The organism is Necropsobacter rosorum, assembly GCF_964241405.1.
Classification (GTDB): Bacteria; Pseudomonadota; Gammaproteobacteria; order Enterobacterales; family Pasteurellaceae; genus Necropsobacter; species Necropsobacter rosorum.
The window spans coordinates 63,490-76,523 of record NZ_CAXSXF010000003.1 but is presented as its reverse complement, the minus strand read 5'-3'; the positions used below and the strand labels follow the sequence as shown (position 1 = coordinate 76,523).

Genomic DNA, 13,034 nt, shown 5'->3' with positions numbered 1-13,034 from the left:
CGGCATCAGGGCATGCCGATTTTTTTATCCGAAGGAGGCAATCATGCACGAAATGTCCCTCTGTCAGAACATCATGGAAATTATTGAGCAGCAACGGCAAAAACACCGGATTAGCGAAGTGACCGATATTTGGCTCGAGATCGGCGCGCTGTCCTGTGTGGAACAAAGTGCGGTGGAATTTTGCTTTGAAATTATGCGCAAAGACACCATCGCCGAACACTGCCGGTTGCATTTTATTCATCTGCCTGCGCTTGCCTGGTGCTGGCAGTGCCAGCAGGAAGTGGAAATCGCCGCTTATCAGGATTGCTGCCCGCGTTGTCACGGCGTGCATTTACAGCGCCGCAGCGGTACCGAATTCCGGATTAAGGAAATGGCGGTAAAATAGACCGCACTTAAAGATAAAACCATTCAGGCGGAGAACGGGTATCGCTCTCCGCCGGCGCTTTATCGCTGAATTAAATAGCGTAATTTAGTGCCGTCCTGTTCCACGCTCAATAACGTATAACCGTGGTTTTTAGTATCAATCGGAATATTATTAATAGACTGAGCGCAGTCGCTTAACAGTTCCAGAATCTCGCCCTGCTGCAACTGCGGCATGGTTTCCAGCATGACGATCGCCGGATAAGGACAAGGTTCGCCCAGCGTATCCAAGGTATAATCCGGTGTAATGTCTTTCGGATCTTTGTCTAATTTTTGTATAACGGTAAATGCCATCGTCAGTTCTCCTCTCAGTTAGCTAAGTTTATTGATGCGTTGGTAATTTTTGCTTTCGCTTTGGCTAAGAAACGCTTTTCCCACCACAGCACGGCGATTAAGCACACAATCAGCAAAGCATAATTCACCAGTAATCCGCCCACCGGGCCGAATTCTTTTAATAGATTCAGTTTTTCATAATCCAGTGCCAGCACCGGCGCAATATCATCCCAGACATAGGCCAGCAGCGTCGAACCCGCCACATTGCCGACGCCGACCCACATAAAATGCACCTGCCCTTCCATCGAACGATACATCCAGCCGGTTTCGCAACCGCCGGCCAGTACGATGCCGAAGCCGAATAACAGTCCGCCGATAATGGCGTTCGGCCCCGCCCACATGATTTTCGCCGGTACGCCAAGCTGAATATAGGAAAACACGCCGATGGTGCCGGCAAGGATACCGAAAATAATCGCTTTCGCCATATAGGCGCGCCCGGTCACCCATAAATCACGGAAGGCGGAGGTAAAACAAATCTGCGCCCGTTCGATCAGCAGGCCGAACGCCAGACCGCACAACATGGCAAAGCCCAGTTTGACGGAAGACTGCATGACATACAGCGAAGCGATAAAATACGCCAAGAAAACCAGCATGCCGAGACGAAACCGCCGGCTCGCCCGTTTGGGATCGGTTTCCTGCAATTTCGCCGCGCCTTTTTTCAATTGTAACTTCACCCGAAACATCGGCAGCAGGGTAAATTTCACCCCGAAATAGGTGCCGACCGCCGTGGCAATCGTGAAAAACCAGGCATGCACCGAAAACTGCGGAATGCCGGTAAACAGCGACGCCAGATTACAGCCCATCGCCAAACGCGCGCCGAACCCCGCCAATGCGCCGCCGACCAGCGCTTGTGCAATACGCCGTTTATGCGGCTGATTGCGCCATTTGACATTATTTGCCCATAACGCCGCGGAAATACAGCCGGCGAACATGCCCAGAATCATCACCCCGTCGATGCGGGTAAACACCGTGCCGTCCATGCCGATGATTTGATAGTAACTCCATGATGTTACATCCACGCCCAAGGCTTGCAGCATATGCCCGCCCCAGCGGGTAAATTCACCGGTAACCGCCCAGTAAGTGCCGGTTACGCCGAAATAATAGGCCGAAATCAATCCGGCGGCGATCACCGCGGCGACCGGATTCCAGTATTTAATTAAATAATTTTGTTTGAATTGTTGCCAAATCTCTAACATAGGTTGTTAAATCCTAATAAAAGTTAACGATTTGCAAGAAAGGTATATGATGAAAAAACGGAAATCGGGTTCTACAACCCATTTGATTTGATCATTTCCTATACACAAGACTTGCGATATATCAATGAATGCTGTGAGGCAGGAGGGATTATAACCAAATTTGCGCGACGGGAAAATAACCCGCTTGAAAAAAATCGGGCGAACCGTCAAGTCCGCCCGTCACAGGTTGATCAATTGATGCCGTCAGGCCACAAGTGCGGTCTGTTTTAAGCGCGTTTTTAACTTCGCATATTCCGTCACCACATAATGTTCCGCCCAGTGCTGATCATCAATTTTTTCGATGCGCACCGCACTGTATTTGTATTCCGGCGTTCTGGAACCCGGATTCAAATGTTCGGCGGTCAGCTCGTTGCATTTTCCGATCCACCACTGATAGGTCATATAACAGGCGCCCTTGTTGGTACGGCTGCTGACATCGGCGCGGGAAATCACCTTCCCGCGCGGCGAGGCGATCCACACCAGATCATGATGTTTAATGCCCAGTTCGGCGGCATCCTGATCGTTCATCTGAACAAATCCCGGCTCGTCGGCCAATGCCGCCAACGCGCGGCAGTTACCGGTCATGGAACGGCAGGAATAATGCCCCACTTCGCGCACGGTGGACAGCACCAGCGGGAATTCCGCGCTTAAATCTTCCATCGGCGGCGCCCAATCGGTCGCAAAAAATTCAGCTTTGCCGTTCGGCCGGTCGAAAATCTGCCCTTTATACAAATAGCTGGTGCCCTGATCATCCGGGCCTTCATCGGTGCAAGGCCATTGAATATAACCCAGTCCGTCCATTTTTTCGTAAGTCGCACCTTTATAGATCGGACACAGCCCGCGCAGTTCGTCCCAGATTTCCTGAGTGTTGTTATAGTGCATCGGATAGCCCATCGCGGTGGCGATTTCGCTGATAATCACCCAGTCGTCCTTCACATCGCCGCTCGGTTCCACCGCTTTATAGAAACGCTGGAAGCCGCGATCCGCCGCACTGTAAACCCCTTCGTGCTCGGCGCAGGAAGTGGCCGGCAGCAAAACATCGGCTTCGGCGGCGGTTTGGGTCATAAAAATATCCTGAACAATCAGAAATTCCAGTTTCTCGAAAGCTTTTTTCACCGCATTCACGTCCGGTTCGGTCTGCAAGGTGTCTTCGCCCATAATATAGAAGGCTTTGATTTTATCTTCCATAATCGCTTCCGGCACTTCGCTGAGCGGCACGCCCGGTTTAGGATTCAGCGCCGGCACGCCCCACGCTTTGGCGAATTTTGCCATCGCCTGCGCATCATCCAGACGCTGATAACCCGGCAATGTGTTAAACAGCGCCCCCATATCGCAGGCGCCCTGCACATTATTCTGACCGCGCACCGGATTAATGCCCACATTCGGTTTGCCCAAATTACCGGTCAGCATGGCCAAACTTGCCAGCGCGCGTACGGTTTCCACGCCCTGCCGGAACTGGCAAACGCCCATGCCCCACAAAATAGTGGCGGTTTCCGCGTTGGCATAAGTGCGGGCGATTTCACGCAACATTGCCGGTTCGATACCGGTAATATGCTGAGTGCTTTCCGGCGTATAGTTTTTCACCACTTCATAGAATGCGTCGAAGTTTTCCGTATGGGCATCAATAAACGCCTGATCCTGTAAATTTTCTTGCAAAATAACATTCATCATGGCATTTAAAAACGCCACGTTGCTGCCGTTGGCCAGCGGCGCGTAAATATCCGCAATGCGTGCGGTTTCGATTTTACGCGGATCGCAAACAATGATCTTCGCCCCTTTTTGTTTCGCCAGATTAATCCGCCGCGCCACAATCGGGTGCGATGTGGAGGCGTTATAGCCGAAAATAAATACGCATTTGGTATCTTCAATCTCCACAATGGAGTTGGACATGGCGCCGTTACCGACCGATTTGAGCAGACCTGCTACAGAAGGGCCGTGTCAGACACGCGCACAGCAATCGACATTGTTATTGCCCAATACCGCACGGGCGAATTTTTGCATGACATAATTCACCTCATTGCCCGGCCCGCGTGACGAACCGGTCACCATAATGGATTCGTTGCCGTATTTCTGTTTGATCTCCGTAAGCCGTTTGGCGCAATAGGCAATCGCTTCGTCCCAGCTTACCGGGGTAAACGCCTCGCCGCGTTGATAGCGAATCATCGGTTGGGTTAAACGCGGCGTTAAGATTTTGGTATCGTGAACAAAGTCCCAGCCGTAATAGCCTTTAAGACAAAGTTCCCCCTCGTTGGTTTTGCCGTTTGCGCCTTCCGCCCCCACGATCTTGTTGTTTTCGACCAATAAATTGATCTTACAACCTGAGGCGCAATACGGACATACAGTAATCACTTTTTTCATCATCTACGTCCTTAATGGTTAAGTTTATCCGTTGGTTATTATGTTATAGCGAACCGGCGGGCGATAAACCGCATACGTTGCGGGATGAATCTCGCCGGTCGGTTTTCACAATGTTTCAAATGCGGCGAAATCCCCCTGACGCTGTAAAAAATCATAAATAAATTGCACCGCACTTTTCACTTTTTCCGTCATCGGGAAGGCAAAGGAGACGATATCCGGCTGAATCCCCACAAACAGAATCTGTTCGACATCCTCCTCCAGCTGCTCAATTAAAAAATTCAGCGGCAGATTATGCGTGCTCATCACAAACATCTCGGCGATCAGATCTTTATCGATAAGCCGAATTTCGCCCGGCGCCAGCCCCATATCCGCGGCATCGACGATCAGCAGGCGCTTCGGTTTCAGCGCGCGCACGATATGGGCGCTGTTTTCCGGCGCCGAACCGCCGTCAAGTGCGGTCCAATTTTCAATGTTTTTTTCCTGCATCAGGCGATACAGCAACGGCCCTGCGCCGTCATCGCCCATCATGGCGTTACCAACCGCCAGCATCAGATTTTCGTTATTCGTCACGTCGTTTCACCATAATGTACATCACCGGTTCTTTCTGAATTGCCGCCAGTGCCTGCATTAACGTATCCGCCCATTGCCGGTGTAACGGGCTGAAAGCGGCGCGATTCTCATCAATCGCGCGTGCCAGTAAGTTCACATGGCTGCTGTCGATCACAATTTCGCCGAAGCGGATTAAGCCGGCAAATTTGCGTTTCGCCTCGCCGTCGGCGAAACTGTCCACAAATTGCCGATAATCGGCATAATCACACACCAACAGTTTTTTAAAACAGTCGATCACTCCGACATGATGCCCGATCGCCAGCGAGTAATACATCACTTCCTGCGCCTGCGCCGGCACCTGTTCATCGTTTTCCACAAAACGTTGGTTTAATAAATAAAAAATAACCTGCGTTGCCATAGTCTGTCCTTATCCGGAAAACGGCATACTGACGGCGTGTAAACGGTTGAAGATCTCGCTTAAGCGCGGGTCGCCCTCCCGTTCCAGATATTCGCCCAGCCGCACGCCGAACGGAATCGCGCTTTTTTCCGTCATCATGCGCATAAACCGATCCGCCAGATCACCGCCCTGCCGGTAACCGGCCAGCCGCCGCGCTTCGCGTTCAAGGCACACCCGTAAATCATACGGAATGTCAGGAAAACGCAACTGCACCTGCGCATTCGGATCGGCATTTTCCTGTTTGCCTTTCAGTTTTTGATCCAACAGCCCCAGCGCCATGGCAAAGCCGTAAATGGTGGCGGCCGGAGTCGGCGGACAGCCCGGAATATACACATCGACCGGCACGATTTGATCGCTGCCGCCCCAGACGCAATACAGATCATGAAAAATCCCACCGCCGCAACCGCAGGCACCGTACGAAATACAGATTTTCGGATCAGGGGCGGCCTGATAGGCGCGCATTGCCGGCGTGCGCATGGCGCGGGTCACCGCACCGGTAAACAGCAGAATATCCGCATGGCGCGGTGATGCCACCACTTTAATGCCGAAACGCTCCGCATCAAAAGTCGGCGTGATGGTACTGAATATTTCGATTTCACAACCGTTGCAGCCGCCGCAGTCCACCCGGTACACATAGGCGGAACGCTGAATGTCTTTCAGCAGCGTCTGCTTCATTTTCGCCAGTTGTTCATCCACGCTGAACGGCGTCGATATGCCGTTGACCGGCATTGGAATGCGGGTATTCATTTTGTCCCCTCCTGATGCTTAAACATCGCCAGTTTCAGGCGCATATGGCTTTCCATTTGTGCGGTTTTCGCCAGACTGTTATGTCGTTTGCAATCCGGACAGGTGTGCAACAGCACCAGTTTTTCTGCGATCTGTTCGGGCTTTTCGGCATTTTGTTTCATCAGTTCTGCGGTGTAATTCAGTTCTTTGTAAGAAGTGAACGGTTTTCCGCATTGCTGGCAGTTTACCGTTGCGAAGGTCGTTTCCTGATACAGATCCTGTTTATTGCGCACCGACAGCTCAAAATCCTGACTGAGGCGAATGGCTTTGGTCGGACAGACTTCCTCGCAGCGTCCGCAGAAAATACAGCGTCCCAGAAACAGCGACCAAGTACGTTCGCCGCTCTGCGCATCGGTGTGCATGGTCAGCGCATTGGCCGGGCATGCCATGGTGCAGGCGCCGCAGACGATGCACTGCACCGCATTTAGTTCCGGCTTGCCGCGGAAATCGGGATCCACCTCATAAGGTTTAAAGGGATATTTGGTGGTCGCATCGCCGGTTTTAAATACCGTTTTAAGTAACTTAAACATCCTCGACCTCCCTATTTCAGCGGTGAATTTTTACGTTCGATACCGTAACGTTCAATGTCTTTATACTCAACGGTTTTGGCCTGCCGTTTACGCACATCCACCACGGTAACGCGGTCGGTACAGGAATAACACGGGTCCACACTGCCGATAATCAGCGGTGCGTCCGATACCGTATTGCCGCGCAGCATATACCGCAGCACCGGCCAGTTGGCATAAGTCGCCGCCCGGCAGCGCCAGCGATACAGTTTCTGGTTATCCCCCAGCATCGACCAGTGAATATCTTCGCCGCGCGGCGCTTCGGTAATGCCCAGCGCAAAACGCCCCGGTTTATAGCTAAAGCCTTCCGCCAGCAATTCGCCGTTCGGTAAGTTGTCCGCCATATATTCGATAATGTTGATACTTTCGAACAATTCCTTAATCCGCACGGAAAGACGCGACATCACATCACAGTTATCGCCGGTGAAGATCTCAAACGGCACTTCGCCGTAACCGGAAAACGGATGAGTTTTACGCACATCGCGGTCAAATCCGCTGCCTCTGACCATCGGCCCGACCGGGCTGTAATCACGCGCGATCGACTTTTCCAGCCGGCCGACATTCACGGTGCGCTGCTCGATATTCGGCGTATGCAGCAGAATATCCACCAGTTCTTTCGCCCCGTCACGAATTTCATGGATTAAGCGGATACATTCCTGCCGCTGGCGTTTCAGCATATCGCGCCGCACCCCGCCGATAAGATTAATGCCGTAGGTTTTACGCGCGCCGGTCAAAATTTCCGCCAGCGTCATGGATTTTTCCCGCACCCGGAAAAACTGCATAAAACCGGTATCGAATCCGACAAAATGGCTGGACAGCCCGATATTCAGCAAATGGCTGTGCAGCCGTTCTACTTCCAGTAAAATCGCCCGAATCCATTGCGCCCGTGGCGGCACCACCAGTCCCAACGCATTTTCCACCGAATTGGCATAGGCCACGCTATGGGTAAATCCGCAGATCCCGCATACCCGATCCGCCAGAAAGGTCACTTCATCGTAGCCCATGCGGGTTTCCGCCAGCTTTTCCATGCCGCGATGAACATAAAACAAGCGATAATCGGCATCAATAATATCCTCGCCGTCCACAAACAGGCGGAAATGCCCCGGCTCATCGGAAGTGATATGCAGCGGCCCGATCGGCACAATCCGCGCCTCGCCTTTTTCGTTAATAAATTCGTAAGTTTCGGTTGCCGTAGTCGGGTCGGGACGCAGCCGGTAATCCATGGCGTCTTTGCGCAGCGGATACAAATCCTCCGGCCAGTCATCCGGCAGCACCAAACGCCGCTGATCGGGCAGCCCTACCGCCTTTAAGCCGTACATATCGAACAGTTCCCGCTCGCCCCATACGGCGGCAGGCACTTTCGGCGTCACCGACGGAAACTCCAGCGAAACCGGATCCACCAAGGCTTTGATCGTCACGAAGGATTTCACCTCGCCTTCCATCGACAACACATAATACACCGCATAATTGCCGTGCATGGCGCGTTCGTCATTGCCGAACACCAACGGCAGCCAGCCTTCATGCTGATAATAAAGATAGCTCACCACATCGGGCAGCATATTGGTTTTGACGGTTAGCGTGACCTGATTTTGAGTTGACCATTGTTCATCCAGTACGGTGGCCGGAAATTTTTCCTGCAGCGCCGCAATATAATTTTTACCCTGCATTCGGCTTGCATCAATTGTGGTATTTTTGGTTAATTCCATGCTTATTTTCCCCCGCACTACTTACCTAAAGACTGCCAAGGCAATGCCAACATCTCACCGAAAGCGATATTTTCCTGCCCCAGCAGAATGCCCGCCGCATTAGTTAATAATTGTAAAACCGGCTCGGCAATATAAAGTCCCATTCCAAGCATTAAAAGCAACAATATCGCCATGACGATCAACGACATGCTATCCGTTTCCCCCGCTTCAATCTGTTCGGGCCGTTTGCCCAGCACGATTTTCAATACCATCATCGCCAAACCGGCAAGCACAATGGTCAGCAGGATCAGACACAGCACCACCAGCCAGCCTTTTTCCGCATAAATCCCGGCCGCCACGATACTGAACTCGCTGACAAACACGTTAAACGGCGGAATACCGCCCAGCGCCAGCGCGCCGGCGGCAAACAGCACCGCACTGACCGGCGCAACCCGCCATAACCCGCTGATTCGGTTCATATCGCGCGTGTTATATTTCAGCAAAATATTGCCGGACACACAGAATAACAGCGTTTTTGCCAGGCTATGATTGATCGTATGCAATAAACCGGCGAACATTCCCAGCGGCCCGCCGAGCCCGAAAGCAAAACTGATCAGCCCCATATTTTCAACACTGGAATAGGCCAACAGGCGCTTGATATCGGACTGAATAATGATAAACAACGCAGCAACCGCAACGGACAGCAAACCGAATACCAATAACAGGGTTTGCGGATAGGCCGGCCCCACCGCTTTGGATACCAGAATGTAATAGCGCAGCACCACCAGCATCGCACAATTGAGCAAAACGGCGGATAAAATCGCGCTCACCGGGCTTGGCGCCTCACTGTGCGCATCGGGCAGCCAGGTATGCATCGGGAACAGACCGCACTTGGTACCGAAACCGATTAAGATAAACACGAACGCCAGATGCATTAAGGTGGCGTTTAATCCGCCCGCCTGCTGATTGATCGCCGACCAGAAAATCGCTTGCGTCGGATCGCTGAGCAGACTGTTGGCATCGGAGAAGGTCAGAATCGTGCCGTATAGCCCGAATGCCACCCCGACGGAACAAATGATGATATATTTCCAGGCGGCTTCCAGCGAAGTACGCTGCTTATAAGTGCCCACCAGAAACGCCGAACTTAATGTGGTGGCTTCGATCCCCACCCACATCAGAATCAGATTATTGGTGGTCACCGAAACCAGCATGGTAAAAAAGAACAGGTGCAGAAAACCGTAATACAGCGTATAGCCTTTCGTATCAATATGCCCCCGCGCCGCTTCGGTATTGATATAACCGATGGAATAAATGCCGGCCAGCACACCGACGATACCGATCAAACCGATAAAAATCGCCGCCAGACTGTCGATATAAATCCATTGTCCGAGCGCAGTCAGCGCCCCGTAGGTCAGCACATCGGCGATCACTTTCAGTGCGAAAATAAACATCAGCGCCAGACCGGTAATATGAAGTGCGGTGCAAATTTTACGATTTTCCGCTTTTAATGTGGCAAAACAGCCGAGCGACACGCACAAAGGTGCAAGCAGTAAGCCGTAGATCCATCCTAATTCAAGCATCGTCTCACCCCTTCAATTCTGTCAGTTGTTTGGCGTCCAGCGTGTGAATTTTGCGGTAAATTTTATTCACCAGAATCACCATAATCAGCACCGCAAACACCGCGTCGGTGGCGATACCGATTTCCACCAGTTCCGGCGCTTTATTGGCCAGCAGCGCCAGCGTTAAATGGGAGCCGTTTTCCATTAAGCAATACCCGAACACCTGTTTCAGAATATTGCGCTGGCTGACGATACACAGCAGTCCCAATAAAAAATGGCTGAGAGAAACGGACAGCACCGGTTTTAAATGCGCCACCAGCGGCAACGTAATCGGCATAACCACCCAATAACACAGCACCACAATCACGGCGACAATCGGAATCAGCCAGGCACCGTTCAGCCCCGCCGGCGTGTTGCTTTCGTCCAGTTTTTTCAGCGCGTGGATTAACAGCGCCGGCACCAGCAGCACTTTGGTGATAAACGCACCGATCGACCACATATACAGTTCATGCGCCTGCATTTCGTGCGCCAGACACACAAACAGCAACACCAGCACCAAAGACTGCAAAGCATAAAAGACGGCGGATTTTTTCGCCGTTTTCGCGGCGATCACACATAAAGATGTCAAAATCAGCAATCCCGCCAAGGTATTTATTATTAACATCATTCCTCCTTAACCGAGCCACCAGGCGGCAATCACGCTGGATAACACCGACATCACCATCAGGATCACCAGCACCACGCGCATGGAAAACGGCAGCGGCTGCGCATTTATCACATCTGGTGAAGGCTCGCCTATCACGCATTGCCCGAATTTGTACAGCAACCAGACAAATGTCGCGATACTTTCAAGCAGCGCGATAATCATCAGAATCGTCACCCAGCCGTATTCACCGCCCAATTGAAAACCCGCCGCAAACAGCGGAAACTTACTGAAAAACCCGTTAAACGGCGGCACTCCGGCAATCGCCAGAGCGGCAATGCCGAAGCCGGTACCCACCAGCGGCATAGTGCGCATAATCCCGCGCAGACGCGGCATCATGCGGCTGCCGGTGGCATAACTTAACGAACCGGCGACCAGAAAAAACAGGCTTTTGGCAAAGGCATGGTTAAAGATATACGCAATTGCGGCGACGAACGCCAGTTTGGAACCTAACGCCGCCAAAGACAGACCGATAAAAATATAAGCCAGCTGAGTAATGGTGGAATACGCCAGCAGACGTTTTAAATCCGTTTGCGGTAAATACATCAGAAAACCGTACACCAGCGTGATCATCGCCATCACCATACCGACTTCACCCACCAACGGCGGTATTTCTCCGGCGGACATCACCGCGCGGGCAAAAATATACACCCCGACTTTCACCATTGACGCGGCGTGCAAATAGGCGCTGACCGGGGTCGGCGCTTCCATCGCGTTCGGCAGCCAAATCTGCATCGGCAATTGCGCCGATTTGCCCCAGGCGGCGAACATCACACCGAATAGCACCAGCGTTTTACTGCCCGGATCCAGTTGCTCCAACGCAGCAACTGAGAAGGTGCCGGTTTTGCTGAATAAAAAGGCCGCCGCAAGATATAAACCGATGGCGCCGATATGGGTGATAATCAACGCTTTCATGGCGGAGGCCATCGCTTTCGGCGTTTGATAATAGCTGATTAACGCCCAGGAACAGGCACCGGTAATTTCAAAAAACAGCAACTGCCCGACTAAGGTGGAAGACAGCACCACGCCTGCCATAGCGCCGATGAAAACCAGTAGCAAGGCATAAAAACGCGGTAATCCGGCGTGCGGATGTTCGCGGTTTGCCGCCGTCAAATACCCGCAGGAATAGAGCATAATCAAGAAACCGAGCGCCACCACCGCCACGCAGATTAAGGTGCTGACCGCATCTAACGTAATGCCGAAAATCACCGTCTGCCCGACGCGAACCAAATCATAACTGACGCTCAGTCTGCCGTGCGCATACCATTGCTGCGCCAGTAACAGACTTGACAGCGTCGCCAGTGCGGCAATCAAGGTTGCGGTTTTGGCGAAAGATTTTTTGCTCGCCCCGACCAGCAGCGCGCCGATAAAGGGTAAAACGATGGTGATGAGTGATAAAAAGTCCATTTTTCCCCCTTATAATCCGGTCAGATAAAACACAAACGCCAGCACCGAAATGCCGAAGCCGACGACGGTAAAGCGACCGGTGAGCATAAACCGGGTACGCGCCAGACTGTTTTCAATCACACAGGCAAGTACATAGGCAATCACTAATTTCAGCAGGAAAAAAACTGCGCCGAAAAGCACCGCACTTAGGCTCGTCTCGCGCGCCGCACCGAACGGCAGCAGCACACTGACAAAAATCGCGGCCACCACCATGGCTTTCAGGCTCAGACCGATTTTGATCAACGCCAGCGCCGGGCCGGAATATTCGGTCAGCGGCCCTTCCTGCAGTTCCTGTTCCGCTTCCGCCAGGTCAAAGGGAATTTTGCCCATTTCGATAAAAACGGCAAAGGCGCAGGCGATCAATGCCAGTATAGTGGCGACGGGCGAGACCCAGTGCCGGGTTGCCAGCGCGGTGCTGATCACACCGAAATTGGTGGAACCGACAATCAACGCCACCACCAATAACCCCAACATTAATACCGGCTCCACCAGCACGCCCAGCGTCACTTCACGGCTGGCGCCCAGCGCGGCAAAGGTGCTGTTGCTGTCCAGACCGGCAATGGAGAAAAAGAAACGGAACAGGGCGAACAAATAAATCGCGGTAATCAAATCGCCACCGGCACCGAACGGCGAGGCCAGCGTAAACAGCGGCAGGCTCATCGCCACTACCGATACCGAGGCGATCAACACATAAGGCATGGCTTTGGACACCAATCCCGCGTTATCCGGCAGGATATTCTGCCGTTTCATTAATTTGGCGATATCGCGGTAATCCTGTAATATTCCCGGCCCGCGACGGGATTGAATGCGCGCCCGGATCATACGGGAAATGCCGGAAAACAACGGTGCCAGCAGCAACAATAACAGCGCCTGCACGACCGCCAGCAGAAACATCGCGCCGCCGCCGGCGATTTCTGAAGGTAATGTCATCATTCTT

Annotated in this window: 13 protein-coding genes; 1 reads left to right on the top strand and 12 read right to left on the bottom strand. The window is 52.4% G+C overall.

Translation table 11 applies throughout. The features are described 5' to 3' along the window. Nucleotides 1-43 precede the first annotated feature (43 nt). Nucleotides 44-385: a hydrogenase maturation nickel metallochaperone HypA gene (hypA, locus tag ACESOH_RS06870; RefSeq protein WP_373100480.1), complete on the top strand. Its 342-nt coding sequence runs from the start codon at nucleotides 44-46 to the stop codon at nucleotides 383-385. A 59-nt stretch (nucleotides 386-444) separates the two neighbouring features. On the opposite strand, the gene yedF is transcribed toward hypA, so the two are convergent. The 12 genes from yedF to ACESOH_RS06810 form a co-directional block, all read right to left on the bottom strand. Then, nucleotides 445-714 carry a sulfurtransferase-like selenium metabolism protein YedF gene (gene yedF, locus ACESOH_RS06865; protein WP_032092196.1) on the bottom strand — a complete coding sequence of 90 codons (270 nt, stop codon included), beginning with the start codon at nucleotides 712-714 and terminating at the stop codon, nucleotides 445-447. 14 nt (nucleotides 715-728) lie between these two features. Next, on the bottom strand, nucleotides 729-1,949 hold the full coding sequence (yedE, locus tag ACESOH_RS06860; protein WP_373100479.1) for a selenium metabolism membrane protein YedE/FdhT: 1,221 nt from the start codon (nucleotides 1,947-1,949) through the stop codon (nucleotides 729-731). A gap of 243 nt (nucleotides 1,950-2,192) precedes the next feature. Beyond that, the gene (fdhF, locus tag ACESOH_RS06855; RefSeq protein WP_373100677.1) at nucleotides 2,193-4,346 is read right to left on the bottom strand and encodes a formate dehydrogenase subunit alpha; all 2,154 of its coding nucleotides are present in this window, start codon (nucleotides 4,344-4,346) and stop codon (nucleotides 2,193-2,195) included. Nucleotides 4,347-4,451: 105 nt separating this feature from the next. Beyond that, a complete protein-coding gene (hycI, locus tag ACESOH_RS06850) occupies nucleotides 4,452-4,895 on the bottom strand; it encodes a hydrogenase maturation peptidase HycI (protein WP_373100676.1) in 444 nt (147 codons plus the stop codon). Nucleotides 4,896-4,905: 10 nt separating this feature from the next. Beyond that, nucleotides 4,906-5,313, bottom strand: coding sequence for a formate hydrogenlyase maturation HycH family protein (locus ACESOH_RS06845; RefSeq protein ID WP_032092200.1), 408 nt, complete (start codon nucleotides 5,311-5,313; stop codon nucleotides 4,906-4,908). Nucleotides 5,314-5,322: 9 nt separating this feature from the next. Continuing rightward, entirely contained in the window at nucleotides 5,323-6,099 is a 777-nt protein-coding gene (locus ACESOH_RS06840; protein WP_373100478.1) for an NADH-quinone oxidoreductase subunit B family protein, read from the bottom strand. Then, nucleotides 6,096-6,668, bottom strand: a complete 573-nt coding sequence (locus ACESOH_RS06835) for a formate hydrogenlyase complex iron-sulfur subunit (protein WP_373100477.1) — start codon at nucleotides 6,666-6,668, stop codon at nucleotides 6,096-6,098. The genes ACESOH_RS06840 and ACESOH_RS06835 overlap by 4 nt, the downstream gene beginning before the upstream one ends. An 11-nt stretch (nucleotides 6,669-6,679) precedes the next feature. After that, nucleotides 6,680-8,410: a hydrogenase large subunit gene (locus tag ACESOH_RS06830; protein WP_373100476.1), complete on the bottom strand. Its 1,731-nt coding sequence runs from the start codon at nucleotides 8,408-8,410 to the stop codon at nucleotides 6,680-6,682. A 17-nt stretch (nucleotides 8,411-8,427) separates the two neighbouring features. Next, complete coding sequence (locus ACESOH_RS06825) at nucleotides 8,428-9,969, bottom strand: hydrogenase 4 subunit F (RefSeq protein ID WP_373100475.1); 1,542 nt, start codon at nucleotides 9,967-9,969, stop codon at nucleotides 8,428-8,430. Between the two features lie 4 nt (nucleotides 9,970-9,973). Next, nucleotides 9,974-10,612 (bottom strand): hydrogenase 4 membrane subunit, encoded by a 639-nt coding sequence (gene hyfE, locus ACESOH_RS06820; RefSeq protein WP_032092205.1) that lies wholly within the window; start codon nucleotides 10,610-10,612, stop codon nucleotides 9,974-9,976. Between the two features lie 9 nt (nucleotides 10,613-10,621). Next, nucleotides 10,622-12,058, bottom strand: coding sequence for a hydrogenase 4 subunit D (locus tag ACESOH_RS06815; RefSeq protein ID WP_373100474.1), 1,437 nt, complete (start codon nucleotides 12,056-12,058; stop codon nucleotides 10,622-10,624). A gap of 9 nt (nucleotides 12,059-12,067) precedes the next feature. Next, the gene (locus tag ACESOH_RS06810; RefSeq protein ID WP_373100473.1) at nucleotides 12,068-13,030 is read right to left on the bottom strand and encodes a respiratory chain complex I subunit 1 family protein; all 963 of its coding nucleotides are present in this window, start codon (nucleotides 13,028-13,030) and stop codon (nucleotides 12,068-12,070) included. Between the last annotated feature and the right edge of the window lie 4 nt (nucleotides 13,031-13,034).

Coding starts and splice junctions, on each gene's coding strand:
- hypA (WP_373100480.1), top strand. CDS start 44: ATGCACGAAATGTCCCTCTGTCAGAACATCATGGAAATTATTGAGCAG.
- yedF (WP_032092196.1), bottom strand. CDS start 714: ATGGCATTTACCGTTATACAAAAATTAGACAAAGATCCGAAAGACATT.
- yedE (WP_373100479.1), bottom strand. CDS start 1,949: ATGTTAGAGATTTGGCAACAATTCAAACAAAATTATTTAATTAAATAC.
- hycI (WP_373100676.1), bottom strand. CDS start 4,895: ATGCTGGCGGTTGGTAACGCCATGATGGGCGATGACGGCGCAGGGCCG.
- ACESOH_RS06845 (WP_032092200.1), bottom strand. CDS start 5,313: ATGGCAACGCAGGTTATTTTTTATTTATTAAACCAACGTTTTGTGGAA.
- ACESOH_RS06840 (WP_373100478.1), bottom strand. CDS start 6,099: ATGAATACCCGCATTCCAATGCCGGTCAACGGCATATCGACGCCGTTC.
- ACESOH_RS06835 (WP_373100477.1), bottom strand. CDS start 6,668: ATGTTTAAGTTACTTAAAACGGTATTTAAAACCGGCGATGCGACCACC.
- ACESOH_RS06830 (WP_373100476.1), bottom strand. CDS start 8,410: ATGGAATTAACCAAAAATACCACAATTGATGCAAGCCGAATGCAGGGT.
- ACESOH_RS06825 (WP_373100475.1), bottom strand. CDS start 9,969: ATGCTTGAATTAGGATGGATCTACGGCTTACTGCTTGCACCTTTGTGC.
- hyfE (WP_032092205.1), bottom strand. CDS start 10,612: ATGTTAATAATAAATACCTTGGCGGGATTGCTGATTTTGACATCTTTA.
- ACESOH_RS06815 (WP_373100474.1), bottom strand. CDS start 12,058: ATGGACTTTTTATCACTCATCACCATCGTTTTACCCTTTATCGGCGCG.
- ACESOH_RS06810 (WP_373100473.1), bottom strand. CDS start 13,030: ATGATGACATTACCTTCAGAAATCGCCGGCGGCGGCGCGATGTTTCTG.